This window comes from Bradyrhizobium sp. USDA 4486, assembly GCF_054057995.1.
On record NZ_JBSRZV010000001.1, the window covers coordinates 7,086,039 to 7,112,470 of the forward strand.

The 26,432-nt window shown below is 64.4% G+C and carries 28 protein-coding genes; 13 read left to right on the forward strand and 15 right to left on the reverse strand.

The window, feature by feature from the left end:
* Positions 1-23 precede the first annotated feature (23 nt).
* From ACVWY3_RS33440 to ACVWY3_RS33455, 4 genes are all read right to left on the reverse strand, one after another.
* On the reverse strand, positions 24-386 hold the full coding sequence (locus tag ACVWY3_RS33440) for a hypothetical protein (RefSeq protein WP_456842258.1): 363 nt from the start codon (positions 384-386) through the stop codon (positions 24-26).
* Between the two features lie 15 nt (positions 387-401).
* Complete coding sequence (locus ACVWY3_RS33445; protein WP_456842259.1) at positions 402-1,658, reverse strand: hypothetical protein; 1,257 nt, start codon at positions 1,656-1,658, stop codon at positions 402-404.
* Between the two features lie 66 nt (positions 1,659-1,724).
* Positions 1,725-1,895: a hypothetical protein gene (locus ACVWY3_RS33450; protein ID WP_456842260.1), complete on the reverse strand. Its 171-nt coding sequence runs from the start codon at positions 1,893-1,895 to the stop codon at positions 1,725-1,727.
* A gap of 436 nt (positions 1,896-2,331) precedes the next feature.
* Complete coding sequence (locus ACVWY3_RS33455) at positions 2,332-2,889, reverse strand: hypothetical protein (RefSeq protein WP_456842261.1); 558 nt, start codon at positions 2,887-2,889, stop codon at positions 2,332-2,334.
* Positions 2,890-3,419: 530 nt separating this feature from the next.
* On the opposite strand from ACVWY3_RS33455, the gene ACVWY3_RS33460 reads away from it, so the two are divergent.
* The 3 genes from ACVWY3_RS33460 (at position 3,420) to ACVWY3_RS33470 (ending at position 5,691) form a co-directional block, all read left to right on the forward strand.
* Positions 3,420-4,169, forward strand: coding sequence for an anti-sigma factor family protein (locus tag ACVWY3_RS33460; protein WP_456842262.1), 750 nt, complete (start codon positions 3,420-3,422; stop codon positions 4,167-4,169).
* A gap of 396 nt (positions 4,170-4,565) precedes the next feature.
* Positions 4,566-5,111 (forward strand): sigma-70 family RNA polymerase sigma factor, encoded by a 546-nt coding sequence (locus ACVWY3_RS33465; protein WP_456842263.1) that lies wholly within the window; start codon positions 4,566-4,568, stop codon positions 5,109-5,111.
* A gap of 331 nt (positions 5,112-5,442) precedes the next feature.
* Positions 5,443-5,691 carry a hypothetical protein gene (locus ACVWY3_RS33470; RefSeq protein ID WP_456842264.1) on the forward strand — a complete coding sequence of 83 codons (249 nt, stop codon included), beginning with the start codon at positions 5,443-5,445 and terminating at the stop codon, positions 5,689-5,691.
* 81 nt (positions 5,692-5,772) lie between these two features.
* Here ACVWY3_RS33470 and ACVWY3_RS33475 read toward each other — a convergent pair whose 3' ends face one another.
* The gene (locus tag ACVWY3_RS33475; RefSeq protein ID WP_456842265.1) at positions 5,773-6,915 is read right to left on the reverse strand and encodes a helix-turn-helix transcriptional regulator; all 1,143 of its coding nucleotides are present in this window, start codon (positions 6,913-6,915) and stop codon (positions 5,773-5,775) included.
* A gap of 400 nt (positions 6,916-7,315) precedes the next feature.
* Between ACVWY3_RS33475 and ACVWY3_RS33480 the strand changes: the two genes are divergently transcribed.
* The 3 genes from ACVWY3_RS33480 to ACVWY3_RS33490 are packed head-to-tail and all read left to right on the forward strand — an operon-like array spanning position 7,316 to position 10,013.
* Complete coding sequence (locus ACVWY3_RS33480) at positions 7,316-7,987, forward strand: FABP family protein (protein ID WP_456842266.1); 672 nt, start codon at positions 7,316-7,318, stop codon at positions 7,985-7,987.
* Positions 7,988-8,007: 20 nt separating this feature from the next.
* Positions 8,008-8,724 carry a RibD family protein gene (locus ACVWY3_RS33485; RefSeq protein ID WP_456842267.1) on the forward strand — a complete coding sequence of 239 codons (717 nt, stop codon included), beginning with the start codon at positions 8,008-8,010 and terminating at the stop codon, positions 8,722-8,724.
* Positions 8,725-8,741: 17 nt separating this feature from the next.
* Positions 8,742-10,013: a flavin monoamine oxidase family protein gene (locus tag ACVWY3_RS33490; RefSeq protein WP_456842268.1), complete on the forward strand. Its 1,272-nt coding sequence runs from the start codon at positions 8,742-8,744 to the stop codon at positions 10,011-10,013.
* A gap of 119 nt (positions 10,014-10,132) precedes the next feature.
* Here ACVWY3_RS33490 and ACVWY3_RS33495 read toward each other — a convergent pair whose 3' ends face one another.
* The 7 genes from ACVWY3_RS33495 to ACVWY3_RS33525 all read right to left on the reverse strand — a co-directional run bounded on the left by ACVWY3_RS33495 (position 10,133) and on the right by ACVWY3_RS33525 (position 15,692).
* Positions 10,133-10,450: a hypothetical protein gene (locus ACVWY3_RS33495; protein ID WP_456842269.1), complete on the reverse strand. Its 318-nt coding sequence runs from the start codon at positions 10,448-10,450 to the stop codon at positions 10,133-10,135.
* A gap of 164 nt (positions 10,451-10,614) precedes the next feature.
* A complete protein-coding gene (locus ACVWY3_RS33500) occupies positions 10,615-11,184 on the reverse strand; it encodes a cysteine hydrolase family protein (protein WP_456842270.1) in 570 nt (189 codons plus the stop codon).
* Between the two features lie 105 nt (positions 11,185-11,289).
* Positions 11,290-11,637 carry a DUF3088 domain-containing protein gene (locus ACVWY3_RS33505; protein WP_456842271.1) on the reverse strand — a complete coding sequence of 116 codons (348 nt, stop codon included), beginning with the start codon at positions 11,635-11,637 and terminating at the stop codon, positions 11,290-11,292.
* Positions 11,638-11,689: 52 nt separating this feature from the next.
* Positions 11,690-12,274 (reverse strand): hypothetical protein, encoded by a 585-nt coding sequence (locus ACVWY3_RS33510; protein WP_456842272.1) that lies wholly within the window; start codon positions 12,272-12,274, stop codon positions 11,690-11,692.
* 357 nt (positions 12,275-12,631) lie between these two features.
* A complete protein-coding gene (locus tag ACVWY3_RS33515; RefSeq protein WP_456842273.1) occupies positions 12,632-13,945 on the reverse strand; it encodes a tetratricopeptide repeat protein in 1,314 nt (437 codons plus the stop codon).
* A gap of 16 nt (positions 13,946-13,961) precedes the next feature.
* Positions 13,962-14,984, reverse strand: a complete 1,023-nt coding sequence (locus ACVWY3_RS33520) for an aldo/keto reductase (RefSeq protein ID WP_456842274.1) — start codon at positions 14,982-14,984, stop codon at positions 13,962-13,964.
* Positions 14,985-15,266: 282 nt separating this feature from the next.
* Positions 15,267-15,692, reverse strand: coding sequence for a PaaI family thioesterase (locus tag ACVWY3_RS33525; RefSeq protein ID WP_456842275.1), 426 nt, complete (start codon positions 15,690-15,692; stop codon positions 15,267-15,269).
* A gap of 67 nt (positions 15,693-15,759) precedes the next feature.
* On the opposite strand from ACVWY3_RS33525, the gene ACVWY3_RS33530 reads away from it, so the two are divergent.
* Both ACVWY3_RS33530 and ACVWY3_RS33535 read left to right on the forward strand, forming a co-directional pair.
* Complete coding sequence (locus ACVWY3_RS33530) at positions 15,760-16,389, forward strand: NUDIX hydrolase (protein WP_456843522.1); 630 nt, start codon at positions 15,760-15,762, stop codon at positions 16,387-16,389.
* Between the two features lie 55 nt (positions 16,390-16,444).
* Positions 16,445-17,659: a hypothetical protein gene (locus ACVWY3_RS33535; protein ID WP_456842276.1), complete on the forward strand. Its 1,215-nt coding sequence runs from the start codon at positions 16,445-16,447 to the stop codon at positions 17,657-17,659.
* A gap of 178 nt (positions 17,660-17,837) precedes the next feature.
* On the opposite strand, the gene ACVWY3_RS33540 is transcribed toward ACVWY3_RS33535, so the two are convergent.
* Positions 17,838-18,140, reverse strand: a complete 303-nt coding sequence (locus tag ACVWY3_RS33540) for a hypothetical protein (protein WP_456843523.1) — start codon at positions 18,138-18,140, stop codon at positions 17,838-17,840.
* Positions 18,141-18,335: 195 nt separating this feature from the next.
* On the opposite strand from ACVWY3_RS33540, the gene ACVWY3_RS33545 reads away from it, so the two are divergent.
* From ACVWY3_RS33545 to ACVWY3_RS33565, 5 genes are all read left to right on the forward strand, one after another.
* Positions 18,336-18,815: a hypothetical protein gene (locus tag ACVWY3_RS33545; protein ID WP_456842277.1), complete on the forward strand. Its 480-nt coding sequence runs from the start codon at positions 18,336-18,338 to the stop codon at positions 18,813-18,815.
* Between the two features lie 361 nt (positions 18,816-19,176).
* The gene (locus tag ACVWY3_RS33550) at positions 19,177-20,124 is read left to right on the forward strand and encodes a TAXI family TRAP transporter solute-binding subunit (protein ID WP_456842278.1); all 948 of its coding nucleotides are present in this window, start codon (positions 19,177-19,179) and stop codon (positions 20,122-20,124) included.
* Positions 20,125-20,354: 230 nt separating this feature from the next.
* The gene (locus tag ACVWY3_RS33555) at positions 20,355-22,463 is read left to right on the forward strand and encodes a TRAP transporter permease (RefSeq protein WP_456842279.1); all 2,109 of its coding nucleotides are present in this window, start codon (positions 20,355-20,357) and stop codon (positions 22,461-22,463) included.
* Positions 22,424-22,837, forward strand: a complete 414-nt coding sequence (locus ACVWY3_RS33560; RefSeq protein WP_456842280.1) for a DUF1850 domain-containing protein — start codon at positions 22,424-22,426, stop codon at positions 22,835-22,837. The genes ACVWY3_RS33555 and ACVWY3_RS33560 overlap by 40 nt, the downstream gene beginning before the upstream one ends.
* Before the next feature lie 45 nt (positions 22,838-22,882).
* A complete protein-coding gene (locus ACVWY3_RS33565) occupies positions 22,883-23,689 on the forward strand; it encodes an SDR family NAD(P)-dependent oxidoreductase (RefSeq protein WP_456842281.1) in 807 nt (268 codons plus the stop codon).
* Between the two features lie 191 nt (positions 23,690-23,880).
* Here the strand turns inward: ACVWY3_RS33565 and ACVWY3_RS33570 are convergent, their stop codons facing one another.
* Both ACVWY3_RS33570 and ACVWY3_RS33575 read right to left on the reverse strand, forming a co-directional pair.
* Positions 23,881-24,651: a hypothetical protein gene (locus ACVWY3_RS33570; RefSeq protein ID WP_456842282.1), complete on the reverse strand. Its 771-nt coding sequence runs from the start codon at positions 24,649-24,651 to the stop codon at positions 23,881-23,883.
* Positions 24,652-24,853: 202 nt separating this feature from the next.
* Complete coding sequence (locus ACVWY3_RS33575; protein WP_456842283.1) at positions 24,854-26,398, reverse strand: cation:proton antiporter; 1,545 nt, start codon at positions 26,396-26,398, stop codon at positions 24,854-24,856.
* Positions 26,399-26,432: the final 34 nt, after the last annotated feature.

Genomic DNA, 26,432 nt, shown 5'->3' on the forward strand with positions numbered 1-26,432 from the left:
TCGCGTTGATCTGCATAACCAGTTCAAGACGTTGGTGGCTCGAACACGCAAAGTATCAAAGGCTTTTCGCTTGCGGCGAAGCAGATATGCCATCGGCCATCCTGCGACTGCCTTCGGGCCTTCTGGGAAGGAACGAAGAGTGTGGCTCCCTCTTCGGTTGTCATCAGGAAGCCGTCGGCCCGAGCTCGCACGCTGGAAACAGGATGGCAGTCGCCGTCATGGCAGCAATCGTAGGGGTACCACTTCACGGCGGTGCCGTCGCGGCCATGATGGACGTGCGCGCTGGCCGGAATCGCCGGCGCAAGCCACTGGCCGAGAATCGCGGCTGACAGGATCAATGTCGGCTGGCACCAAGGCGCCACGGCTCTTTGGAGTATCTTGAGCATCGGGGGGCCTAAAATTCACGATGCCGGCTTGTCACGGCGCAGGCGGCCGAGCGTCTGCAGAGGCAACAGGCCTGTCCTCGCGTAGAGCGCCGCACCGAGTTTGATGATGAGGGGAAGCGCGAGCACGGGAATCACGCACACGGCGACATAGCCTTCGGTCAGCGGCGGCAGGCCGAAGCTCGCGGCAGCCCAGGCCAGCGTGACGTTGCGGCTTCCACTGACAAGGCCGATGGTGCCGGCAAGCTGCAAGCCGAGACGGGAGAACGCCAGTGTAGCCAGCAGGCACAGTCCGAAATTGGTCGCGATGGCGGCCGTGAGCATTCCCTCGAAGCGGTGCGGGCTGCTTTGCCACTGGGCGAGCACACCATGCGAGGTCGCCAGGCCGACGATGATCAATCCGATGACCGCAATGCCGGTCGCGGCGCGCTGGTCCGGCAGCACGACCGCGATTCTCTCGCGGAATTTGAGCGCGAGGAAAGCGACCAGCGCCGCCAGGCCAATTATGCTGAGAAGCCGCAGCGCCAGCATTCCCGTGTCAAACGTAACGCCGAGGCCAAGCAGCGTCGCGAACCCCGGAAGTGAAATCGGTGCAAGCAGCGTCAGCGAGATCGAAACGATCAGCGCAAGACGGGGCTGCAGCCGGAGCATTGCCGCAATCGCTGCCGCGCTGCCGACCGGCGGCGCAAGCAGCGACAGCAACACGCCTGCTCGGAGCGATGAATCCAGCGGGAACAGCGACAGCAGACCAGCGGCTGCCAGCGGAAGGCCGATGCCGACCCAGGCAATCACCACCGCGAGGAGCCAATTGGGGGACTTCGTCTCGGAGGGGGCGAGGCCGGCGGTGAGAAAGGAGCCCAGCGTGAGCAGGAAGGCCGACACCGGCAACAGTCTGTAGCCGAGATCACCAAGTGGATGACTGATGACTCCGAAACAAAGGGCAGCGACCAGAAGGATCGGCCCCTGTCCGCCAATGAGGGAGATCATTCTTCCGACGATACTCATCTCGATGTGCCACCCATTCGAATGTTGAACTCTCAACCCGATCGGGGTTTCACCCAGACGGGCGGAATGATGTTGACGTGCTCCGATGCCTGTCGCTGCCAGCTTTGGGCACGCCGCGTTCCCCGCGTGGCGCATGAGTTGCGTCACGCTCCACTTGCAGCCGAATCGAACAGAGATCGCGGAGGCCTCATGCCGGCCACCGCCGAACGCGAGAAGGAGCCAAATCTGGTTCTGCGTCCGCTGCCCTCGGCACAACCGGTTCGGCCACACGACCCGCCGCTTGCCGGTCGATCAGCTCATGGCCGGTCTGCTGGGCCGAGCCGATATCTGTTGACGTCAGGGCAGGATCGTCATGACAGCAACGTCATCTGCCGAGAAGCCGGGTCCGCTGGCCGCGAAATACAGCGCGACGAGCACGAGCAAGGCCAGGGACGCGTAACCGATGATGATCCACGCATCGTAATCACGAACCGAAGAAATCTCGCGGGTGTGCTCTAGAATTGCCATGATGCATAACTCCAGTGAAAATCAACTCGAGGATTTACCAGCCAAGGACGATCGACCAAGCCAGTTGCGCAAGGCGTCGCAGCCGACCGTCATCTCAATCGGTCCAGGCGAACGCTAACTTGCTGAGTTGCCGAGGCGCCTTTCGCGACCTGTGTGTCGGCGGATCCAAGGAGGAGCAAACCGACCGCGATAAGAGCGGCTAGACCTGCGGAGTAGACACAGCACCAACCAATCTGCCATTTCCGCCAAAGCTCTTGATCCTCGGGCCTGAGGTACTCCAGATATGCTTTGGTCCGACAATCCACCACCAAGTGTTTTGTCATTTGAGACTCCAATACGAATATCTCCACGCATTTCGAAACACCTCCGGACGATCATATCGGCGATGACTTGGCAACCGCGATCTGGCAACCGATCGTGTCCTTGCTCGAGCGGATCACTCGCAGCGTGCAACCACCTGTCGCCTTGCGAAACCCTGTTGCTGCGCGACGATGTCACTACACAACGCGCTCTCCAAATCTGTTGCAACGAAACGCGGATGCCTGACATCAATGCAGGCGCGGTACGTGCCGAATTCCAGATCGAGTCTGGCCTGCGCCCGATGCGCAATTCGTCGCATCGGCCAGTTGTCCCTGGAATAGGCGAGCTGATAGCTTCGCGCGCCTATTAGCGGGGCACATCGCAGCGCGGCCTCCACGAGCCGCCAGCCGAGGCGCTGCCCGCGCGAATCCTGTTCGACGACCAGCAACAGCTCCATCTCTCCGCAGATGACGCGCGGGTAAAGCTCGAGAATTCCGCACAGCCGGTGCCTCGTGAAGACGCCGAGCATCAGCGAGGTATCTTGCAGCGCGCTGACTGCGTGTAGTTCGGCTGCGGCGTCGGAGACCGGCCCGCCAAATCGTCCCCAGCGCGTCTCCGGATCAAGGCCGGTGAAAAAGCGGTGAACTGCCGGAAGGTGGCGCGCATCGAGGCGGTGAACGGCGGGATCGAGCATCGTCGCTCCGGATGAGCTCGGTACAGCCTGCAAAGGCTCGTCAGCTACCAACATCAACATCCTCCACTTCTGGCGGCGTGACCGGCTATCCCGCCCCGCGGGGCTCATTGAGGTAACTTGATGCAACGCGGAAAAATTCCGCTCTCGCGCGAAGAAATGTTTGGCTGCCCTGTGGGAATAAATGACGCGTCACCTGAGTCTGATCAGGTCTGCCGCTCCAACCGGCAGCTTGATGGACGACGCGCTGTGCCGCCTCGTACGCTGCGGCGCAGCGCCATATTTTTGTTGAATGGCGGGAATTTTGGGTTCCAGTTTGAGTCAGCTAGGTAGGGAACAAGGTTGGTCCGCCGGACGACGACAGGATCTGTCAGTTCAGACCGACAAGCCTTCGCGCTCATCCGGATGCGGGAGACAACAGTGGCTCTGGTCAGATTCGAGGAATTTCGCGAGATCGCGGACGTAGCGGGCGCGCCGATCGGTCCGATGATACCGGGACGTGCCCTCGTGCTCCGAACCGGGAGCAGGTTCTGATGACCTTCGCCAATGACGACGAGACGCAGCTCGTTCATGCCTATCTCGACGGCGAGCTCGACGTCGCGACTGCACTGATGACCGAGCGCAAGATCGCCGCCGACCCGGCGCTTCGCAAGCTCGCCACCGAGGTTTCTGCCTTGAAGATTGCACTTGCGAAGACATTCCCGCGCGAGTCCGTACCGGCGCAGCTGCGCACACGGATCAGGGCTGCCGTGGGACTCGAACGCATCTGGCGACCGCAACGCTGGATGTTGATGGCGGCGTCACTGATGATCGCCGTTGCAATGTCGAGCGCGTTGACGGCCATCGGGCTGCGCGAGCTCACGCCGAGCAACACGGGTGCCGAACTGATCGATGGACACCTGCGTTCGTTGATGGCCGCGCAGCCGACGGATGTCGGCTCCTCCGATCGACACAAGGTAAAACCCTGGTTCAACGGGCGGATCACGCAATCACCGCGGGTTGTTGATCTCGGCAGCCAGGGCTTCGAGCTCCTCGGTGGCCGGGTTGATGTGGTGAGCAAGGTGCCGGTTCCGACGCTGGTCTATCGGAAACGGGAGCACATGATCAGCCTGACCGAAATTGCCGAGCAAGGCCGCATGGGCGTGTCGTTCGAACGGCGCACAGAGAACGGCTTCAACGTTATCCAATGGCGAGACCGTGACCGGTCCTACGTGGCGATCTCGGACCTGAATTCCGCCGAGCTCGAGGCTTTCGTAAAGTCGTTTCGAGACGCCGCGGGATAGCGACCTTACCCAGCACCAGACGAGCCAGATAGGCAAGCTCACAAAGTGTATCCGGCGGCCGCCGACCAAGGCGTATCGGCTTGTTATTGCGCAGCAATCCGCGTCGCCGCAGGTCCAGTTGAAATGGGCCAACCTAATTTCGCCGCCGACCATCGACTTGCACCGATGCTGGAGTGCACGCGACCTTTAAGATTCATGCGCTTGCACGCGAACGGAAAGCACAAGTTCGTGGCCTATTTCACCAACGAATGACAGACTGCCGATTATGATGGCGAGGGTGCAAAGCCCATCCTTTGCAGGTGGGACAATTTTCTGACGCGGGCGACCGGTCGCTGGAGACGTGCGGCACCGAAGCCAAATTTATTGCAGGCAGATTGCGTAGTTTCGCAGAAGGTCATGTTGGACCCCGACGACAACGGAGAGCGGTTCGCGAGGCTGATTGCGCCCTACCTGGCGGATGCGTACGCCTTTGCGCGTTGGATCACCCGCGACCGGGCGGATGCCGAGGATGTCGTGCAGGAAGCGTGCATCAGGGCATTTCGGGCCATGAATCGCTTTTCGGGACCGAATGCACGCGCCTGGCTGCTCACGATTGTCAAGAATACCGCCTTTACCTGGCTCAGAGAGAAGCGGGCCGCCGCTCTGGTCAGCTTCGACGAGCTCGGCGAGGACGATCGCTTGGCTGTCGAGCGGAGCGGCGAGCTCGGAAGCGACGGATCACCTGAGACGGCGCTCATTGCCGCGGCTGACGCGTCCAAGCTGGAAGCAGCAATCGCGTCTTTGCCAGCCGACTTCCGGGAAGTGCTCGTATTGCGCGATATTCACGGACTCGAATATCGTGAGATCGCCGAGATTACGGGGACGCCGACTGGAACGGTGATGTCGAGGCTCGCGCGCGCCCGACAGAAGCTGATCGCACGCGTGAAGGAGGACAATTCCTGAGGGCGCCGCAGATCGTGGTTCAACGAAGCTTTTGGCGAGATCGGACCTCGTCAGAATTATGCACTTATTTCAACGGCATGCGAGTTCACAGTTTTTGTATTGAATGGCGCCATCGCTCATTCGCTGAAGCCCACGACCCCCCGCAACCTGAAAGGCGGCTGCGGATCCGCCCTCGCAGCGGCTCACCAGCGTCCGCTGACAAGCCGAGCATCCCGCAGCGCGCAGTCAAGTCCCCCGCCCGATCGCGCCACCCATTCCTGGCATTCGGCTTGCTGAGTCAGGACCAAAGCCCGGTCCCGGCATGGAGACCGTTTCAGGTTGAGGCAAAGCAATGCAGGAAGTGTCCCGTTCTGGTACTGCCGACGAACTCCGGCTCGATGGGTTGATTGCCGATCTATGGTGGCGCGTTCGGCTGCTCAACACCGACATTCTCGAGGAAGAGGCGAAAGCCGGGGTGTTCGACGTGCAGCAGCCGACCTATCCGATGCTCGCGGCGACCCTTCGCGCGCGACGCGACAATCTGGTCGCGACGATCGGCCTGCTCGAGCAGCGTGCGAGATCGATGTCGGAGGCGGCCTGAGAGCGGTCTTGGATCGAAAGGCACCGCCCGGCTTCGTCAGACTGTCGTCGTCGCGTCATTGGCGTCGGCATCAAGCGCGCCCTAAACCGCAAACGTCAGCGACTTTGCCAGCCTGACCAGATCGACCTGGCGACGGCAGCCGGTCTTTTCGAAGACGTGGACGAGGTGGCTCTTGACGGTGCTGATGGACACGCCGAGCAGCGCCGAGATCGCCTCGCGGGTGTGGCCCTCGCAGATCAGCTCGAAGATGCGGATCTCGGCCGGCGTCAGATCGTAGAGCTGGTTGAGCGCGTCGTGCGGCATTCGCGGCGGTCCGGAGGCCGACGCCACGAACAGGGCGGCGGCGGCCCGCTGGATCAAGCCGGCGCGCATATGGCTGCGCCGTAGCGGCAGGACGTGGATGACGAGCGGCTCAGCACCCGGGCGCGGGATCGGGATGCCGATGCCTTTCTGGCCGAGCCTCGCCTCGTCCTTCGCGGCCTGCGCGACCGCCGCTTGCAATGCGGCGGTGGTCGCTGCGGACTGAACCGCGATCCGGTCGTGTCGCGCCACGATGGGATCGCCGGCTGCAAGCATCGCATTGGCTGCGGCGTTGGCGTGAACGATCTTCGAGTCCTCGTCCACCAGCACGACACCGGTCGTCAGAGCCTCCACCGTCGCGGCGAATGTCGCGGTTTCCACCGCCTTCATGTCGAACAGGTTGCTGATCGTCACGGCCCGGCGGATATGCGGCGCGAGCAGGCGCAATCCGCTGAGCTGCGCATCGTCGATGGGGCCCGCCGATTGATGCTGACTGAAGATCGCATTTCCGACCATCGCCCTGTCGCGCACGAGACCGACGGCAACGGCGTCGAACAAGCCCTTGGGCAAGGCCCATTCGCGATAATAACGATTGCTGGAAATGATGTCCTGCCGGACCGCCTGGGATTGAACGATGGGCTCGCCGAGCGGGTATTGCTGAATGCGCTCGACACCACCCCAGAGCTCGATGATGTCGGGCCCATAGCCGATGCCATTCTGGGTCATCTGGGCGAGGTCGGACCCGGAGACCGCGTTGACGACAGCCTTCATGTTGGTGAGGCTGGCGACCGAGAGCGCGCCGGTGGCAAAGCCGAACTCCGCGCAAATCCCGTCCAGAACCCCGGTCCAGCGTTCGGGTGCGATCACACAATCATAGATATTGCCGATGAGATCCGAGAACTGTTCGACCGAGGCCTGCTGCATTCCAAACTGCTCACTTGAAAATAACTGAAGTCACTGAAACTCGTTCTGGATTCATTCGCCGAGGGCGAATGTCACAGCCCATCGACAGATGGTCTTATCGGCGCAAACGGCACCGTCGAACACAAACTTTTGTGACGCCTCCAGGGCGGGTGCCACGATTTCCCGAACCGAGATGTCCGCGGCTTCATTGCCCAGGTCCGACGCTTGATCGGCATGCTGCCTGATCAAGATTGCGGCAGCGTGTCGGGCTGCAGGATTTTACGATGCAACTTCAATTGCCGAATCATGAGGCATCGCCGCATGGCTCGAATGCCCTCCGGCGTTGGTCGGAGGCACGGGTTTGAATCCACGCCGCATTCGGCTGTGCTATTGCTGCCTCCGCAACTTCCGCGAGGCCCCCATGCTGCCCCTTCCCGCCGACATCTTCACCGAACCCGAGAACGTCTCGCCAGACGCCCTTGCCAATCTCGGCCCGCTCCGCCGTCTGGCCGGCACCTGGCAGGCAGACAAGGGCATCGACATCAATCCGAAGGCGGAGGGGCCGGAGCGGCGGACCTTCATCGAGCGCATCCGGATGGACCCGATCGATCCGCAGGCCAACGGCCCGCAGCTGTTTTATGGCCTACGCTACCACATCCACATCAACACGCCCGGGGAAGACATCACCTTCCACGACCAGGTCGGTTATTGGCTGTGGGAGCCCGCGACCGGGCTGATCCTGCAGACGCTGGCGATCCCGCGCGGACAGGTGCTGCTCGCCTCCGGCAACGCCAGGTCTGACGACGGAAAGATCTCCGTCACGGCGAGGCGCGGCGACACCGCTTACGGGATCTGCTCGACCGATTTCCTGGAACAGGCCTTCCGCACCGATTCCTACCGCTGCGACATCACTTTCAACGAGGATGGAAGCTGGACCTATCTGATCCAGACCGAGTTGTTCGTCCGCGGCGCGCCGTTCGATCATCACGACACGAATACGCTCAAGCTCGTCGCGCCGCCGAAGCTCAATCCGCTCGCCGTGATCGTGAACGATCGCGCCAAGGCCGAAAGCGGCAGCGGCACCGCGACTTGAGCGTTATCTGGAGAACTGCCATGAAGCCCTACGTCATCTGTCTGATGCACTCGAGCCTCGACGGCCGCACGCATCCGAGCCGCTGGCGTCCCAAGGGCGCGGGCACCGACTGGTTCGAGAAGATTCACGAGGAGCTCGGCGGCGATGCCTGGGTGATCGGCCGCGTTACGGGCTCGGAGTTTGCCAAAGGCAAACCCTATCCCGCGGCGTCCAGCGAGACGTTTCCACGCAAGAGCTGGTTCGCCTGGGGCGATGGCCAAAAACCGGATGTGAAGAGCTATGGTGTCGTGCTCGATGCGCGAGGCAAGATCAGTTGGGGCCGTTCGGATATCGGCGGCGATCCGCTTCTGGTGGTGTTGACCGAGAGCGTGCCGGATTCGCATCTGGCCGGACTTCGCGGCGAGGGCGTGTCTTACATTTTCGCCGGCACGTCCGAGATCGATCTTGTGCTGGCGCTGGACATCCTCAATCGCGACCTTGGGGTGAAGCGTCTCCTGGTGGAGGGCGGCGGTGTCGCCAATGGCGCGTTCCTGCGCGCCGGTCTCATCGACGAATTCAACCTGATCCTCAGCCCCGCGATCGACGGCGCGAAAGGTGCCCCGTTCGTGTTCGATTCGACCGAAGCGGATGCCGACAAGCGCGCGCCGATCAAGGCGATGACGCTGGAGAGCACGCGTGACCTCGGGGGCGGCGTTCTGCTGCTGCGCTATCTGATCAAGAACGATCCGCAGCCGTAGCGATGTGAAGCGCCGGCATGTCGAACAAGTCGGAGCACATCATCATCGTCGGCGCGGGTGCGGCCGGGTTGACGGCAGCGCGCTCGCTCGCGCGTGCGCGCCGGACGGTGACGATCCTGGAGGCGCGCGAGCGCTGCGGCGGGCGTATCCATCCGCTGCCGGCGGCGGAATTCGGCGATCCCGCCGACGGCGGCGCCGAATTCGTCCATGGCGAGGCGCCGGTCACGCGCGCTCTGCTGCGCGAGGCCGGTCTGTCGCTACAGGAGATCGAAGGCACGCAATGGAGCTTTGACGGCACAAAATTGTCGCGCGAGGATCGGCACGATCCGTATGAGGCGGAGCTTCGTGCCGTGCTCAGCGAGCTGAAGGACGACCTCACCGTCGCCGAATTTCTGCGTCGTCACTTCGCCGGCGAGAAATATGCGCGGCTGCGCCACTCGATCGAGCGAATGGTCGAAGGCTACGATGCTGCCGATCCCGAACGCGCCTCCATCCTGGCGATACGCGAGGAATGGATGGACGGCGGACACCGCGTGCAGGCGCGCATCAATGGCGGCTATGGCGCGCTGATCGCGTTTCTGGCGGCGGAGTGCCGCAGGCACGGCGCCGTGATCCGGTTTGGCTGCGCGGTATCGGCCATCGAGGAGGAGGGCGGCGTATTGGCCGTTCGCTGCGCCGGCGGCGAGGTGCATCGCTGCGATCGCGTGATCCTCACCGTGCCGCTGCCGTTGCTCCGCGACATCGCTCTGCCCGCGGTGGCACGCGCGAAGTCTGCGGCCAGCGACGACATCGGTTTCGGCAGCGTCATCAAGATCGTGCTGCGTTTCGCGCGGCCGTGGTGGCGCGAGCTCAAGCCGGATCTCGCGAACATGACCTTCCTGCTGTCGGACGCAACGATTCCGGTGTGGTGGACGCGATATCCGGATCAGCATCCCGTGCTCACAGGCTGGTTCGGCGGCCCGCGCACGGCGGACTTGCAATGCCTCGATCCACAGGGACTGGTTGATGCCGGTGTCGCTTCGCTTGCGACCATCTTCGGCCTGCCGCGCGGGGAGATTGCGCGTGAGCTCGTCGCGTCCGCGGCGATCAATTGGGCGCACGATCCCTTCGCCCGTGGTGCCTATTCCTGGGCAACGCCGCAGACACGCGCGGCGCAGGCGATCCTCGCGCGCGCCGATGGCCCCGTGCTGTTCTCCGGCGAAGCGCTCTATCGCGGCCGCGACATGGGCACGGTCGAGGCGGCGCTGGCGACCGGGCTCGAGACGGCCAGGATGATTTTGCGGCCATAGTTATTCGTCATGCCCCACGTCTTGGTGACCGACAAGAACGTGGATGGCCGGGACAAGCCCGGCCATGACGATCAGATCATCATTGAGAAAGAGAGGCCCGCATGTCTGCGGGCCTTGCGTCACCAGCGGCTGCCGCCGAAGCTGAACGTCACGCCGGGACCGCCGCCGTAATATCCATACGGTCCGCCGCCGTAATAGCCGTGGTGCCGCGGGTAATAGCCATAGCTCCTGTAGTGCGGACGATAGTAGCCATGGTGGTGATGGCGCCAGTGATGATGACGATAGCCGTGATGATGGTGCCGATGCTGCGCGCTGATGTCGGTCGCCTGGCTTCCTCGCGCGCTTTGCTTCGCGCTTGTGTCGTTGGCCGCGTGCGCCGCCGATCCGCCGGCAAGCGCCGCAGCCCCGACCGCTAGCGCGACAAAGAGATACTTCATGTCATCACTCCAGTTGAATGTCGCGTGACAACAGATGGACGTCGGCTGCGTTCCGTCCAGTGCGGGCGTCGAAACGACGCAGCGCGCGAGGCCTCATTCTGCGCGAATCAGCGAGTGTCGTGAGATGTATTGTCGCATCGGCGGTGTTGGCCGCACCGCCGCCATCACTCCGCCGCGAATGACGCGATCACGTCACCGGTGGTGACGATCCGTGCGAATTCGCCGTTCAGATTCGACAGCGTCATCGCGTGGATCTCTTCGGCGGAATGCGGCTCGCCGTCGGGGCCGACGCGGTCGAAGGTCCAGGTCGCATCGCGCACGAGACGCGCATCGAAGCCGAGATTGCCGGCCATCCGCGTCGTGGTCTCAACGCAATGATTGGTGGTGGCGCCGCAGATCACGAGCGTGGTGATGTGACGAGCGCGCAGGCGCGGCTCGAGGTCGGTGCCGATGAAGGCGCTGTTGACGCGCTTGACGATGACGGGCTCGCCCGCTTGCTCACGCGCCTCGTCGTTGACGGCATACCCGGGGCGCGATGGCAGGAATGTCGAGTTCGGCTTGGTGCCTTCGTGGCGGATGTGGAAGATCGGTGCACCGTTCGCCCTGAACGCCTTCAGCAGGTCGGCGATGCGCGCCACCGCGTCCGGATTGTTGCGCCGCTTGCCCGCCGCCTCCCATTCGTCGAATGCGCGCTGGACGTCGACGACGATGAGGGCGGGGAGGGGGTTCGTCATGGGCGCGGCTTCCACGTTTTCGTCGAGACGAATATGCGGGCTGTGCGCGCGCAGGCAATGCCGATTTTCCCTCGTTTCATGACAAGGGCTGCAGGACGTCTTCATTCACGGATGCGGATGGGGGAATCCATGTCGCTCGGAGAGCGCCGCGAGGATCGCGTCCTTGTCGGCGATGAAGGCGCGGCCCTGATGGCTGCCGGTCTGGTGCCGCGATGTCGCTCCCTCCGTCAGCACGAGCAGCGGCAACGACTGGTTCTCTTCGCCGAGCAGCGCGATCACCGCCTGGCGCGGCCGCGGCCAGCCGATGCGCTCGACATCGAGTTTTTCGGCAAACTCCGGAAACGAGGCCAGCACGCCCTCGATCAACGCGCAGTGCCAGCAATAGAAGCGCTGGTTCGGAAACGCCGGGTCCTCGAAACCGGGGCGCAGCAGAAACAGGCGGTCGCGCGTCATGGCTCGCTCCAGATGGCCGCGATCATACACACTGACGACAATGGAGTACGAGCTACTTGAACGGATCCTGGATCGACGGCGCCGACTGCCGGATGCGGCGCACGCTCACCGGCTTGCCGTCGGAGACGAACAGCAGCTCGTAGGTCCGGCCTTCGCTGTCGGTCGCCGAGCAGGTGACGTCGTTGACCTTCCTGGCGGCGAAATTGCCGGTCTGGCGGCAGACACCCCTGGAGACCTGCTCGGCCGGCACCGGCAGGCCGTCGACCTTCGGCCGGTCCTTGGAGTTGAGCAGCATGCGATCGACCGGTAGCTCGTAGGAATTGTCGTCGGCGCGCTTGCCGTTCTCGCCGGAGAACGACACCACGTGATTCGCATCGCTGGGATCGTCGACTGCGACCGCGAAATTGACCCGGCCCTTGTCCCCATGGGCGTAGGCCACCGTCTTGCAGGCGAGGGTGCGCCCGGCGACCTTCAGCGTCTTGCAGTGGCCTGAGATCAGCGCCAGGAGATCGATATAGGCGTTCTGCTGAGGCTGCGGATTATTGACCGGGATCGGCGCGGAAGACTCGGCGAAACAAGGAGTTGCGCATGCCAACGCGAGGAGCGTTGCGGCCAGAACCGGTTTGCGGAGGCGCATCGTCATGCTCGTATGCCAAGGGGCCACGGAATATGCCCGTCTGACAACCATCGAAGCCGAAATTGGTTGCGATCCCGTTTGTGCCGTCAAACCCGACTGGAATACCACCGCACCACCCATCGGCGATTCGCCCCATCACCCCAAGACCGTCCCGGCGGGCACTTGCCGTCAGGCCGATGTTTTTTTCGTGGCAGAGACCCAGAGATGACGGGTCAAGCTGCCTCTCATGGCCCGTGCAAAGGCCGGATAAGTCTCGGCCAGCTCGTCGAAAATCGTCCACGCCGCAGCCAAAGCGTCGCCGCATCGGACCGCGGCGTTTCGCGCACGACCTCCGGCTCGTCAAAGTCGAATCCTGCCTCACGCCATCGCCGCCTGCCAGCGCGCATCGCGCAGGGACGGGCGGCGGTGCAGGCGGGCATCGAGCAGCGCGCGGGCGCGAGGCACTTCGCCGCTGCGCATGAGGGCGACGATGAAAGTGTCCTCGATCAGCTCGCGCTGGGCGTGGCTGCCGCCGATGCGCACGACCTCGCTGAGCACGGGCGCCAGCGTCTGCACGCATGACGCGTAATCCTGATCGGCGAAGGCCGCGAGCGCGCGGCAGATCGCCGGCACCACCGAGCCGGCCGGCAGCTTGCCCTCGGCGAGCCGCTGTTCGATCACGGCAAGGCGTGCGGCGAGCGCGTCGCGATTTTGCGTCGCCGCCGCGAACAGCGCCATGTGGACGTCGGCAAAGGGCAGGCTCGATTTCGGAAACAGTTTTTGCGCGGCGGCGTCGGCCTCGACCCAGAGCGCCTTCGGCACCGTGTGGCCGTACGCCGAGAGGCGCCAGAGCAGCGAGGCGCTGTCAGTGACGGCGTTCAGCGGCGGCGCCTGCGTGGCGGAGGGCTGCAGCTCGTCGGCATAGATCGCAAGCGCCCGCGCCGCATCGCCATGCTCGAGCGCGCCGAGCGCCTGGTGCCAGCGGATATGGCCATGCAAAATTCCGGCACGGTCGTAAGAGGGGATCCACTCGTCGACGAGGCGGTCGGCCTCCTCGATCGAGCCGTCCTCGAACATCGCATGCAGCACCGCGTGGGCTGCGTGGGCGTTGGCGCGCCGCAGAGCGAAGGAGCGTTCGGTGACGCTGCGGCCGCGGGCGACGTCGCCGTTCTCCGTCATCGCCCAGCCATACAAGGTGAGGAACCACCAGTCCTCGCCATAGTGGTGCGCGACGCGCTCGCGCAGCTCAAACCGCGCGCGGTCGTGGTCGGCCATGCCGGAGAAGGCGAACAGGCCAAAGGCGCCGAGCGGCAGCGACAGCACCACGGCATCGCGCGGCCAGCGCTCGACGTGCTTCAGCGTCGATGCGATCGCCTCGGGCAGCCGGCCCTCGATCGCGAGCGCCAGCGTCTCGACATGCGAGCGCTCGCGCTCCGTGCCGCGTCTGACGACCAGCTCGCGCGCGAGCGCCGCCTTCTGCCGTGCGAGATCGCCCTGCTGGTAGAAGGCATGCACGCGGGCGCGGGCGATGTAGGGCAGCGCGAAATCCGGATCAGCGGCGATCGCGCGCTCCAGCGTCTCCGCCGTGCCGGTCCATCCCGCCAGCATGAGATCGACACCGTCGCGATAGGCGGATGCCGCCTGATCGGAGGTGGTGGAGATCGGAAGGCCGTAACGGTCTTGATGCGCCATCGTCGCCTCCGAAAGTTCAAGCCGTTCGTGCGCGGCGTCCTTCGATCGGATAGGCCGGGTCGTTGTAGCCCGGCGTCGAGGGATGGCCCGGTACGACGAGGCGGTCGATCAGCTCCTCGTCATCGGCGGTGAAGCGGTAGTCGAGCGCGCCGATGTAGTCGTCCCATTGCTCCTCGGTGCGGGGACCTGCGACGATCGAGGAGACGAATGCGGAGTTCAGCACCCAGGCGACCGCGAACTGGCCGGCGGTGATGCCCTTCCTCTCGGAGTGGCTCTTGATTTCCTGCGCGAGCTGGAGCGATTCCGGCCGCCATTCGGTCTGCATCATGCGGGTGTCGTTGCGTCCCGCGCGCGTCTCCTTGTCGGGAGCAGCATCCGGCTTGTACTTGCCGGTGAGCACGCCGCGCGCCAGCGGGCTATAGGGCACGATGCCGAGGCCGTAATAGGCGCAGGCCGGAAAATGCTCGACCTCGGGCATGCGGTTCATCGCGTTGTAGTAAGGCTGGCTCACGGCGGGCCGGTCGATGCCGAGCCGGTCGCAGATGTTGCAGATCTCGGCGACGCGCCAGGCGCGATAGTTCGAGACACCGAAATAGCGCACCTTGCCCGCGCGGATCAGATCGCCCATCGCGCGCACGGTCTCCTCCAGCGGCGTCGCATGGTCTTCCTTGTGCAGATAGTAGATGTCGATGTGATCGGTGCCGAGCCGCTTCAAGCTTTCGTCGGCGGCCTGCAACACCCAGCGGCGCGACAGGCCGACGCGATTGGGATCGTCGCCCATACCAATGTTCATGGGATTCGCGAGTTTTGTCGCGAGCACCCAGGCCTGGCGGCTATCGGCGATGGCACGGCCGACGACCTCCTCGGAGGCACCTTTCGAATAGGCGTCGGCGGTGTCGATGAAATTGATGCCGGCGCCGCGCGCCTTGTCGATGATCCGCTTCGAGACGGCTTCATCGGTCGGTCCGCCGAACATCATGGTGCCCAGGCAGATCGGCGACACTTTCAGGCCAGAGCGGCCGAGCTGGCGGTATTGCATGGGCGGGTCCTCAACGCTATCGAAGCTGGCAGCATAGCCAGCTAATCCCGTCATTGCGAGCGCAGCGAAGCAATCCAGAAATGTGTCTGCCGAGGGATTCCTGGATTGCTTCGCTGCGCTCGCAATGACGAAGTTGAGGAGGCAGGTGCGCTCCGCATTCTCCGCCGTCATCGCCCGGCTTGACCGGGCGATCCAGTACTCCGAGACGGCTGGTAGTTCAATCGATAGGCCGCGGCGTACTGGATCCCCGCCTTCGCGGGGAATGACAGCAGTGGGGTGGAGCTACGCCGGCCCCTTCAAGATCTTGAACACGCCATTTGCCATCACGATGCAGCGATCATCGACCGTCACTTCGGTGCTCATGAAGATCAGGCTGCGGGTCGAGCGGACCACGCGTGGGCGGGAGATCAGGACGTCGCCGATCTGGCCGGCTTCGACGAAATGAGTATCGAGCTGCACCGTCGCCATGTACTCCTTGCCCGAGACATAGCGGGCGGTCATGCCGCAGGTGCGGTCGGCGAAGGTCATCATCACGCCGCCCTGGACCATGCCGCGGCGGTTGTGATGCTTGTCTTCGGTCGCGAGCGCGAATTCGTAGTGGCCGTCAACCTTGCGCTCCCATAACGGACCGATCAGGTGTAGGAAGCCGGTGGTCTCCAGGATGGTCCAGCCGTCTGATTTCAGCCTTGCGGCGGCCTTGCTCGTCATCGCTCCGTCCATTCCTGCAACGCTGTCTCTCCTCGTTTCATCAGATGCGGTCCTGGTGTAGTCAAGCATCATGAGAGCTTTCGACGATGCCACCAGACGGAATATCGCAGAGGCCTGCGCGGCCTTCGCGCGGCTGCCTGATGCGGCCGAGCCGTCGGCGCTGAAGCGCGCCGCGGTGGTGCTGGCGCTCACCGAGTCCAATGACGGTGACGACACGGCTTTCCTGCTCACCAGGCGTGCATCGAGCTTGCGTGCGCATCGCGGCCAATGGGCGCTGCCGGGCGGACGCTGCGATGCCGGCGAGACGCCGGTCGACGCGGCGCTGCGCGAACTCGATGAGGAGCTCGCGCTCCGGCTTTCGGCCGACGCGGTGCTCGGCCTGCTCGACGACTATCCGACGCGCTCGGGCTATCTGATCACGCCGGTCGTGGTGTGGGCCGCGGACAGCGCCGCGATCCACCCGAACCCGGACGAGGTCGCCTCCGTCCATCGCATCGCGCTCGACACGATCGAGCGCGACGACGCCTTCGATTTCACCGCGATCCCCGAAAGCACGCGCCGGGTGATCCGCTTCCATCACCAGATGAGCCTGATCCACGCGCCGACGGCGGCGCTGATCTACCAGTTCCGCGAGGTGCTGGCAGGGCGTCACACCCGCGTCACCGACCTGGAACAGCCGGTGTTCGCCTGGAAATGAGATGGTAAACGGCGTGTTAACGTGACGGTTACCGGATGCCTGCTAAGAGGGCAGCATGCATCACTCGATTCGAAAATCTCTGGCGTTGGTTCCGTTCGCGTTTGTCCTGCTCGCCCCCACCGCGCGCGGCGGCGAAGCCGACGCGCTGCCGCCGGCCCTTCGTGACGCCAACGCCCAGCTGCTGTCGCAGTTTTTCGCGCAAGGCGGGGCGTCGCCTGCCGTGCTCGAATATCGCCGCAAGCTCCAGGAATATCAGGCCGCGCGCGCCGCCTTCGACGAGGAGGCCGGCGCCTATTGGGGCCAGATCTCGGAGAAGCGGAAAGGTCGCAACGCCAAGCGGCGCAATGGCCAGCAGATCACGCTCGACGATTACGTGCTGGAGCACCCGCCGCTCTATAACGGGCCGAAGCGGCCGGTGAACCCGGAGCCGGAGGAGACGCCCGAGCGTCCCGCCAGGAAGCCCATTCCCGTCGTCGCCGATTTCCTGCGCGCCGCGCAGGAGCTCTACCAGTTCACGCCCCAGCGTCCGTCCAGCGAGCTCGAGTTCAAGCGCGCCTATGCGCGCTACGCGCTGACCTCTGGCCTGACCCGCGAGCAGGCGGTGCGGGTCTATTCGTTCGAGACCGGTGGCACCGGCAGCTACGACGTGCAGGCCGGCATCGAGCATGGCGGCAAGCGCGCGATCTCGACCGCAATCGGCTACAACCAGCTTTTGACCACCAACAGCGTCGAGCTGCTGGCCGAGCAGGGACATGAATTCATCCGCGCGCTCTCCGACAAGGTGGCGCGCACCTCCGGGCCGGCGCGCCAGTCCCTCGAGCACAAGCTTGCGGTGCTGAAGAAGATGGTGGCGCATGCGAAGTCGGTGCCGGACACCTGGTCGGAGCACGAGAAGATCGGCAACACCGCGCAGGGCTGGGCGATGCATGCCATGGTGCTCGACGTCGATGTCGGCCCGATGCTGCAGACCCACAAGCTCCTGACGTCAGTGCTGTTCGCGCGCGCCAAGGGCTACACCCGTCCGCTCACCGCGGCCGAGCTCGAGATGATGAATCTCACCGGCGACGGCACCGGCCTCGACATGGTGACGATGCCGCAGGCGATGCGCGAGCAGGTGCCGACCTCGAACTTCTTCCAGCGCGGCGGCTACGAGCGCAACCCGGTCGCGATCCGCCACAACACGGTGGCGAAGCTGCTGGCGGTGACGGATACGCGGATGGACTCGAACAGCAGCAACGCCGGTGCAAGGGAATTGGCGGGGGCGTTTTAGTGCCAGGGAGCCGTCATGCCCCGCGAAGGCGGGGGCATCCAGTACGCCGCGGCTTCTCCGTATCTTACTGGCGCCTCGGAGTACTGGATCACCCGCCCCAGTGCGCAAGTTGCGCACAAGGCGGGTGATGACAGCGAGTGTGTGGCAGCGCTGTCGCCCGCCGTCACCCCGCGTCGCCCTACTGATCCGGCCCGAACTTGAACTTGCCGTCGCCTTCCAGATACGGGCCGCTGCGCATGTAGAGCTGGCCGTTGTGGCCGATGAAAAACAGCGTGCCCTTCGGCACCTTCTTGGCGCCCTTCAAGAGTTCGCCGGCATTGCTCGTGCCCATCTTGTAGGAAAAGGTCTTGCCGTCCTTGTCATAGGCATAGCCCGTGTCGGGCTTGAGCTCCCACGGCATCGCCGCGGTCTGCGCGTATGCGGGCGCGGCAAATGCGCCGAGCACGGCTACAACTGCAAACGGCTTCGTTGAAAATGCCATCATCCATCCTCCCCTTCGTTGGGGCATCCGTCTTGAACAAATCACGAACGGTATGTCCCGGTCAATTTGCGATAGCGCCGCAGCGCATCACGTCCTGCCCAGCAGTTTGTGATTTTCCCTTCGACCCCGCGCGACTATGTTCCGCTTTCGGTCTAGAACGCAATTCGACAAAAATATTGGTGGGGATGATTCGGGATGAAGCATGTGATGAGAGTTTGCCCGGCTGCGGCGCTGCTGCTGACGGTGCTGGCGCCGGCCGCCAGGGCCGATGATTACCAGCTCAGCCACAACCAGCGCATTTCCTGCAGCCGCGGCCTTGCCCCGGGCAAGCTGAACACCGCGACCTGCAAATCCTACACCTATGTCTTCAACACCAAGACCTCGGAATATTTCCGCTGCCAGGTCTCGCTGGCGCTGACCCGCGACAACAAGGAGGTCATCAACGTCCAGACCGACGGCGGCTGCACCAAGAAGCCGCGCATCTTCGAGACCGACGGCAAGTACGATTTCGACACCACCGAGACCGAGCCGCCGAACACCAACTCGTTCTTCGGCCCCGGGGGCTATTCGATCTGGGCCGCCGATGTCACTGCGCAGAAAGTGCGCGGCTGCATCACCATCTCCTCCGGCCTCGGCTCCGACATCTCGAAGTGCCTGGACATGACGTTCCAGTGATGCCGCGCTCTCTCCCGCAAGCTTGCGGGGAGCGCGATCGCATATGAGTTTGGCGGGGCCTGAGCGAGCGCCTCGTCCTTCGGGACGACCGCTTTCAGCGGTCTCCTCAGGAGGAGGCTGAGCGGCAGCTTTGCCTGTCGAAACTGTTGCCACGCTCTCCGTCCTCATCCTGAGGGCCCGCGGTAGGCGGGCGTCTCGAAGGATGTGACGCGGGCGGCTGCGCCACCTCGCCGCACCGTCCGGTTCCCAAAAAGTCGAGCCGGAACGGCCGTTTACCGCAGTGCTGTTTTGCCTTTTGGATGGGTTGACCCGCCCCCTTCATCCGGCCAATTTCGCCGCCGGTTTGGGGAGTACAACAACCATGAAACGGACGATCATCGGCGTGGCCGCGGCTCTTGCCCTGGCGGCGTCGGCGCCTTGCGCGCACGCGCAGTCTTTCATCAACGTGCTGACCGGCGGCACCTCCGGCGTCTACTATCCGCTCGGCGTCGCGATCGGGAAGATCTACGGCGACAAGATTCCAAACGTGAAGACCCAGGTGCAGGCCACGAAGGCCTCGGTCGAGAATTTGATCCTGCTGCAGCAGGGCCGCGGCGAGCTGGCGTTCACGCTGGGCGACTCGCTGAAAGCCGCCTGGGATGGCGACGAGGAAGCCGGTTTCAAGACCAAGCTGGACAAGCTGCGCACCATCGGCGCGATCTATCCGAACTACATCCAGATCGTCGCAACCGCCGAAAGCGGCATCAAGACGCTCGCGGACCTCAAGGGCAAGAGCCTTTCGGTCGGCGCGCCCAAATCGGGCACCGAGCTGAACTCCCGCGCGATCCTGGCCGCCGCCGGCATGAGCTACAAGGACCTCGGCAAGGTCGAATATCTGCCCTTCGCCGAATCCGTCGACCTCATGAAGAACCGCCAGCTGGTTGCGACGCTTCAATCGGCCGGCCTCGGCGTCGCCTCGCTGAAGGACCTCTCGACCTCGGCCTCGATCACCGTGGTGTCGGTGCCGAAGGAGACCGTGGACAAGATCGGCCCGCCCTTCATCTCCGCGACCATTCCGGCCAACACCTATACCGGCCAGGACAAGGACGTGCCGACCGCGGCCGTGGTGAACTATCTCGTCACCAGCTCGGCGGTGTCGGATGATCTCGCCTATCAGATGACAAAGCTGGTTTACGAGTCGCTGCCCGAGCTTGCCAACGCGCACGCCGCCGGCAAGGAGATCAAGCTCGAGACCGCCGCTACCGGCAGCCCGGTTCCGCTGCACCCCGGCGCGATCCGCTACTACAAGGAAAAGGGGCTGATCAAGTAATCTCCCTCTGTTGTCGTTCCGGGGCGGCTCGTCAGAGCCGAACCCGGAATCTCGAGATTCCGGCTCGATGCTTCGCATCGCCCCGGAAATGACGACGAGAGACTTTCGTGGATGCCCGGGTCATAGGCGAGCGGAAGCGGCGCCGTCCTTCAGACGGCTATGCAGGGCATGACGTATTTGGGGTGCAGCAGCGAATGCTGTAGGAGCTCATCAGGGCGCGGGGAACATTGATGTTGCAGGCAGAGGCCACGGAGGACCCCATCAAGGTCGAGTTCGACAATTTCGAGCACGGTTTCCCGGAAGGTTTCGGCCCGGGCTGGTGGGGCACGCTCGCCTACTGGATCGGCATCGCGTTTGCGACTTTCCAGCTCTATGTCGCCGCCTTCAACTATCTGCCGAGCCAGGTGGTGCGCGGCGTTCATGTCGGCTTCCTGGTGCTGCTCACCTTCGGCCTGATCGCCAACTTCACCGCGAAGAGCGATTTCGGCCGCGCGCTGGGCTGGGTGATCGGCGCCGCCGGCTTCTTCTGCGGGCTCTATCAGTGGATCTTCTATGCCGATCTGATCGCGCGCGACGGTGATCCGACCAAACTCGACCTCGCGGTCGGAACGCTGCTGGCGGTGCTGATCTTCGAGGGAACGCGGCGCCTGATGGGCGCGGCGCTGCCGCTGATGTGCGGCGCCTGTCTGCTGTACTGGTTCTTCGGGCAATATCTGCCGTCGCCGCTCAATCACCGCGGTTATGATTTCGACCAGATCGTCACGCATCTGTCGTTCGGCACCGAAGGCTTCTACGGCGTGCCGATCTACGTCTCGGCGACCTACATCTTTCTCTTCATCCTGTTCGGCTCGTTCCTAGAGCGGGCCGGCATGATCCAGCTGTTCACCGACGTCTCACTCGGCCTGTTCGGCCGCACCCGCGGCGGCCCCGCCAAGGTCGCGGTGTTCGCCTCGGGCATGATGGGCACGATCTCCGGCTCGGGTGTGGCCAACGTCGTCACCGTCGGCCAGTTCACCATTCCCCTGATGATCAAGTTCGGCTACCGCCGCGCCTTCGCCGCCGGTGTCGAGGCGACGGCCTCGATGGGCGGCCAGATCATGCCGCCGGTGATGGGCGCCGTCGCCTTCATCATGGCGGAGACGCTCGGCGTCCAGTACTCGGAAATCGTGAAGGCCGCCGCGATCCCCGCGATCCTCTATTTCGCTTCCGCGTTCTGGATGGTGCATCTCGAAGCTGGCAAGCACGGGCTCGTCGGCATGAAGCGCTCGGAGATCCCGAGCGCGTGGAAGGCGCTGGTGACGCGCTGGTATCTCGTGCTGCCGCTGGCAGCCCTCGTCTACATGCTGTTCAAAGGCTTTACGCCGCTCTATGCCGGCAGCATGGGCCTTGCGCTGACGGTGACGCTGATCCTCGGCACCGCCATCACGTCCGGCGCGCCCTCGAATGTGATCCGCACCATCTTCTGGATCGGCCTTGCGCTGGTCGTCGCCGCACTGTCGCGCGACGGTCTCCAGATCGTGCCGGTCGCGAGCGTCGTGGTCGGTTTGATCGTGATCACCGCTTTCATCCGCGGCGGGCTCAAGGCCTTGCGCGAATGCCGCGATGCGCTGGCCGAGAGCGCGAAGTCCGCGATCACCGTCGGCATGGCCTGCGCCATCGTCGGCGTCATCATCGGCATGATGTCGCAGACCGGCGTCGGCACCATCTTCGGCAGCTGGGTGATCGGGCTCGGCGAGAAGAGCCTGTTCCTGGCGCTGATCATGACCATGCTGCTCTCGATCCTGCTCGGCACGGGCATTCCCACCATCCCGACCTACATCATCACCGCCGCGCTGGCCGCGCCGGCGCTGGCCAAGTTAGGGGTGCCCCTGATCGCGAGCCACATGTTCGCGTTCTATTACGGCATCATGGCCGACCTCTCGCCGCCGGTGGCGCTGGCCGCGCTCGCGGCGGCGCCGATCGCCAAGGAGAACCCGGACAAGATCGGGTGGGAGGCGATGCGCATCGCGCTCGCCGGCTACGTCATTCCCTTCATCTTCGTCTATTCGCCGGCCTTGATGCTGCAGGCCGGCGATCCCATGGCGGCCAAGCTCGGCTTCTACGGTGCGGTGGCGCTGGCGAGCTTCAAGGCGCTGGTGGCGATCGGCCTGTTCGGCATGGTGGCGATCGGATTCCTGTTCACGCGGCTGTCGCTGCTCGAACGTGTGGTCGCGCTCGGGGCCGCGCTGTGTCTGCTCGGCGATTTCGCCTTCAGCGACACCGCGGGCTTCGTGCTCTCGGCTGCGCTGTTGCTGTGGCAATGGCGGCAGCGCCGGCCGGCAGCGGTCGAGGCGGTGTGAGTCTCTGCTTTGCGACAGCTGGCGGCGTGAAGGCGCTGGCGCTGTCCGCGTTCACGCTTGCATGGACGCATTCGATCGCCAAGGTCGACTGGCAGGAAGACTGGCGCGTCACACCGGCCGGTCTCGAGCTGGTGCAGGCGCGCGTGAAGGGCACCGGTCCCGGCATGGAGCCGCCGCCCGAGGCGCGGCTCGCCGACGGCTGGTTTCAGTGGCAGCCGCAGCGCGCGTCGTTGCCGGAGGTCGTGCTCGGCAATTCCGGCGCGGCGGGGGAGTGGCGGTTGTGCCATGAGGGTACGTGCCAGACGCTTTCGGAGATTGTCGGCCATCCCGTCGGTGCTAACGTCACCACGATGAAGATATGCAACGATCCGTAGCCCGCCACGCCCGGGCTACAAGAACAACAACACGGGAGACACGCGATGGATCGGCTCAAGGGCAAGGTTGCGATGGTGGTGGGGGCCGGCTCGATCGGACCCGGCTGGGGCAACGGCAAGGCGACCGCGGTGACATTCGCACGCGAGGGCGCGCAGGTGTTTTGCGTCGACCGCAACGGCGCGGCGGCCCAGGAGACCGCGAACATTATCACCAGCGAGGGCGGCAAGGCGATGGCGTTCACCGCCGACGTCGCGCGGCCTGCCGAGATCGAGGCGATGGTCGCCGCTTGCCTGAAAGCCTATGGCCGCATCGACGTGCTCGACAACAATGTCGGCATCGCCGAGATGGGCAGCGTGGTCGAGGTCACCGAGGAGAGCTGGGACCGCGTCTTCAGCGTCAACCTCAAGAGCGCCTATTTCGCCATGAAGCACGTCATCCCCGTGATGGTGAAGCAGGGCGGCGGCTCGATCATCAACATCTCCTCGATCGCCTCGATCCGCCACATGGGCATCTCCTACGTGACCTACGGCGCCTCGAAGGCGGCGATGAACCAGATGACGCGCACCACCGCGATCGAGTTCGCGCGGCATCATGTCCGCGTCAACGCAATCCTGCCCGGCCTGATGAAGACACCGATGGTGGAGCATTCCGCGGGCCTCGCCAACAGCTACGCCAAGGGCGATATCGAGGCGATGTGGCGCGCCCGTGATGCGCAGGTGCCGATGGGGCATATGGGCGATGCCTGGGACGTCGCGAATGCGGCGCTGTTTCTGGCGTCGGACGAGTCGAAATATGTGACGGGGATCGAGCTCGTGGTGGACGGCGGGATCACGTGCAAGGCGGGGGCTTAACGCACTTCAACCAGCCCCGTCATCCTGAGGTGCGACGCGCGGGATGCAGAGCATCGCGCGGGGAGCCTCGAAGGATGAGCGGCCCCGCTGCAGCCGGGCCGTCGCCCTTCGAGGGCCGCTGAAGAAGCGGCCACCTCAGGGTGACGGATTTTGCATTCATGCTTCCGGGACGACGGCGGTGGTTGTGGCTCCTACTGCGCCAGCGCCAAGATCCCGCCGGCGAATGTGTGCCACGTCGCGGTCCCGCTGATCGGCCAGTTCAAGAATTTCACCGCCAGCATCGCCAACGTGCCATAGATGTAGACCGGATGCACGCGGCCCTCGGTGCGCCAGTCGCGCACCATGGCGATTACGAGCAGGAGCGAGGCCACCACCGCCGGGGCGATCGTGACGGGCACCGGCGGCGGGCCGGGCGGTCCGGGAGGGGCGAGGAAGGTCAGGAACCAGCGTGCGATGGCGGCATCGAGGATCGAGACCGCAGCGAGCAGCATCAGGCGCTTGTGAATCTCGGGCCGGCGCGTGTTCATGATCGCGACCACGAACACCACCGCGAAGAACGCGATGCCGCTCATCGGCACGATCGAAAAGGCGACGCCGGCGTCGGTTTGCCCGACTGCAGCGGCGTGCTTCATCGACGTGACCGAGGCGAGGAAGCCGAAGATCGTCATCGCGGTGGTGAGCGACACGCCGGCGATGCCGAGGGCGCGGTGATTGACCACGCGGCCGGAGGCCGCGAGCCAGGTCTGGAGCACGAAATAGAGCGTCCAGGTGAAGAACAGCAATCCGTGGAAATGAATCACCGGGCCGGCGGAAAATGTCCGGTGGGCGAGCGGTAGCCAATAGGTCGGTGCAAAGCCGAGGAATGCGGTGGCCGCGCAGGCCAGCGCCATGTGGAGATAAAAATATCGTGCAGGCGACGCATCACGCGCGCGTACACGACGGTCGTCGATCAAGGTCGTCATCTGGAATGTGTCTGCGGAAGTGGGGTTTGGTTCAAACCTGTGTCGTCCCGGCGCAGCGCGAGCCCGAAACCCATAACCGCAGGATCGTGTTTGACGAAGCCTCGGAATCGGCAGTCTCGCGCCAAAACCTCTCCCTGTGCTGATGGGTCCTGGATCGGCGCTCAGCTTCGCTACGCTTGTCCGGGACGACAGCGAGCCTAGCCTATCCCCCCGCGCTCAATTCTGCGCGATCGAGCTCTTCCTCGATGCGGTGAAACGCATCGTCGCCGATCACCTCGGTGGTACGGAGGTCGAAGATCGATTTGCGTGCGGCCTCGATGGCGCGGCGGCGCAAGGGATCGGCGGGCAGTTCGCCATCGGCGATGCCGCCGTGCGGATCATCGTCGGCCTGCATCAGGATGGCGCGGTATTCGAGCCGCAGGATTTCCGCCTCCTCCGACGGATCGTCCTCGATCGCATCGAGCGCCGCGCGATAGGCCACGGCGCGGGCGCGCGCGACCTCGATCCCGACGGGGTCGTCGTCCTTGAGGTTGAAGGCCAGGATCAGCGGCCGCAGCGTCAGGCCCTGGACCACCAGCGAACCCAGCACGACGGCAAAGGCGATGAAGACGATGAAGTCGCGATAGGGGAAGTGTTCGGGCAAGGCAAAGGCGGTGGCAAGCGTGACGAGGCCGCGCATGCCGCACCAGGAGATGATGAGGCCGCCCTTGGGCGAGGCGACGGCCTTCGGGTCCTTCGGGTGATAGAGCCCGCGCGCGATCAGCACGCGCAATGTCGTGCGGTAGAATGCAATCCAGGCGAGCCGCACCAGCACCACCGTGAGCAGGATCCAGGCCGCCGCGACGCAATATTCCCACCGCACGTCCGTATCCAGCCGCGTCCAGATCGGCCGCATCTGCATGCCGATCAGCATGAAGGCGAGCACATTGAGCACGAACACCATCGTCTCCCACACCGCATATGACGGCACCCGCAGCCGCGCCGGTATGCGCGCCGGCGCGGTGCGCGCAATGGTGATGGCGTAGGTCACGATGGTGAGGATGCCGGAGAGGCCGAGATGCTCGGCGGCGATCCAGATCATGAAAGTGGTGGCGAACTGCACGATGATCGCGCTCGGGGCCTCGGTTACGCGCTCCATGATCGGCGGGATGATGCGGGCTGCGAGGAGACCGGCGAGAACGCTGCCGACCAGCGCCAGCGCCAGGGTCGGCGCGACCTCGCTCCAGGTCAGATGCTCGGTGGCGACCGCGCCGACCGCGATGCGATAGATCAGCAGCGCGCTGGCGTCGTTGAGCAGGCTTTCGCCCTCTAGCACCTTGACCATGCGGTGAGGCAGCTTGACCTGGCTCAGGATCGCGACCGCGGCCGCGGCATCCGGCGGCGCCACGATCGCACCGAGCGCCACCGCCGCGGCCCAGGGCATGTCGGGCATCAGCCGGTGCGCGACATAGGCGACGCCAGCCGTGGTCAGACCGACCGCGGCGACCACCAGGGTCGAGACCGGAACCCAGTTGTTGCGCAAGTCCCGCAGCGAGGTGTCGAAGGCGGCATCGAGCAGGACCGGTGCGACAAAAAGCGCCAAGGCGAGGTCCGGCTCCAGCGCCCAGGACGGGCTGTTCGGCACGAAGGCGATCAGCGCGCCGCCGATGGCGAGAAAGGTCGGGTAGGGGACCTTGATCCGCCGCGCCAGCGCCGATAATGCAACGGCGCCGAGCAGCAGCGCGATGATCCATTCGAATGTCGACACGTCGATCCCCGAGGCCAATTTGAACGTTGCCACA

Coding starts and splice junctions, on each gene's coding strand:
- ACVWY3_RS33465 (WP_456842263.1), top strand. CDS start 4,566: ATGTTGGACCCCGACGACAACGGAGAGCGGTTCGCGAGGCTGATTGCG.
- ACVWY3_RS33505 (WP_456842271.1), bottom strand. CDS start 11,637: ATGACGCGCGACCGCCTGTTTCTGCTGCGCCCCGGTTTCGAGGACCCG.
- ACVWY3_RS33460 (WP_456842262.1), top strand. CDS start 3,420: ATGACCTTCGCCAATGACGACGAGACGCAGCTCGTTCATGCCTATCTC.
- ACVWY3_RS33495 (WP_456842269.1), bottom strand. CDS start 10,450: ATGAAGTATCTCTTTGTCGCGCTAGCGGTCGGGGCTGCGGCGCTTGCC.
- ACVWY3_RS33450 (WP_456842260.1), bottom strand. CDS start 1,895: ATGGCAATTCTAGAGCACACCCGCGAGATTTCTTCGGTTCGTGATTAC.
- ACVWY3_RS33455 (WP_456842261.1), bottom strand. CDS start 2,889: ATGCTCGATCCCGCCGTTCACCGCCTCGATGCGCGCCACCTTCCGGCA.
- ACVWY3_RS33470 (WP_456842264.1), top strand. CDS start 5,443: ATGCAGGAAGTGTCCCGTTCTGGTACTGCCGACGAACTCCGGCTCGAT.
- ACVWY3_RS33570 (WP_456842282.1), bottom strand. CDS start 24,651: ATGACGACCTTGATCGACGACCGTCGTGTACGCGCGCGTGATGCGTCG.
- ACVWY3_RS33565 (WP_456842281.1), top strand. CDS start 22,883: ATGGATCGGCTCAAGGGCAAGGTTGCGATGGTGGTGGGGGCCGGCTCG.
- ACVWY3_RS33515 (WP_456842273.1), bottom strand. CDS start 13,945: ATGGCGCATCAAGACCGTTACGGCCTTCCGATCTCCACCACCTCCGAT.
- ACVWY3_RS33555 (WP_456842279.1), top strand. CDS start 20,355: ATGTTGCAGGCAGAGGCCACGGAGGACCCCATCAAGGTCGAGTTCGAC.
- ACVWY3_RS33490 (WP_456842268.1), top strand. CDS start 8,742: ATGTCGAACAAGTCGGAGCACATCATCATCGTCGGCGCGGGTGCGGCC.
- ACVWY3_RS33535 (WP_456842276.1), top strand. CDS start 16,445: ATGCATCACTCGATTCGAAAATCTCTGGCGTTGGTTCCGTTCGCGTTT.
- ACVWY3_RS33525 (WP_456842275.1), bottom strand. CDS start 15,692: ATGACGAGCAAGGCCGCCGCAAGGCTGAAATCAGACGGCTGGACCATC.
- ACVWY3_RS33560 (WP_456842280.1), top strand. CDS start 22,424: ATGGCGGCAGCGCCGGCCGGCAGCGGTCGAGGCGGTGTGAGTCTCTGC.
- ACVWY3_RS33550 (WP_456842278.1), top strand. CDS start 19,177: ATGAAACGGACGATCATCGGCGTGGCCGCGGCTCTTGCCCTGGCGGCG.
- ACVWY3_RS33510 (WP_456842272.1), bottom strand. CDS start 12,274: ATGCGCCTCCGCAAACCGGTTCTGGCCGCAACGCTCCTCGCGTTGGCA.
- ACVWY3_RS33440 (WP_456842258.1), bottom strand. CDS start 386: ATGCTCAAGATACTCCAAAGAGCCGTGGCGCCTTGGTGCCAGCCGACA.
- ACVWY3_RS33485 (WP_456842267.1), top strand. CDS start 8,008: ATGAAGCCCTACGTCATCTGTCTGATGCACTCGAGCCTCGACGGCCGC.
- ACVWY3_RS33480 (WP_456842266.1), top strand. CDS start 7,316: ATGCTGCCCCTTCCCGCCGACATCTTCACCGAACCCGAGAACGTCTCG.
- ACVWY3_RS33540 (WP_456843523.1), bottom strand. CDS start 18,140: ATGGCATTTTCAACGAAGCCGTTTGCAGTTGTAGCCGTGCTCGGCGCA.
- ACVWY3_RS33475 (WP_456842265.1), bottom strand. CDS start 6,915: ATGCAGCAGGCCTCGGTCGAACAGTTCTCGGATCTCATCGGCAATATC.
- ACVWY3_RS33500 (WP_456842270.1), bottom strand. CDS start 11,184: ATGACGAACCCCCTCCCCGCCCTCATCGTCGTCGACGTCCAGCGCGCA.
- ACVWY3_RS33520 (WP_456842274.1), bottom strand. CDS start 14,984: ATGCAATACCGCCAGCTCGGCCGCTCTGGCCTGAAAGTGTCGCCGATC.
- ACVWY3_RS33545 (WP_456842277.1), top strand. CDS start 18,336: ATGAAGCATGTGATGAGAGTTTGCCCGGCTGCGGCGCTGCTGCTGACG.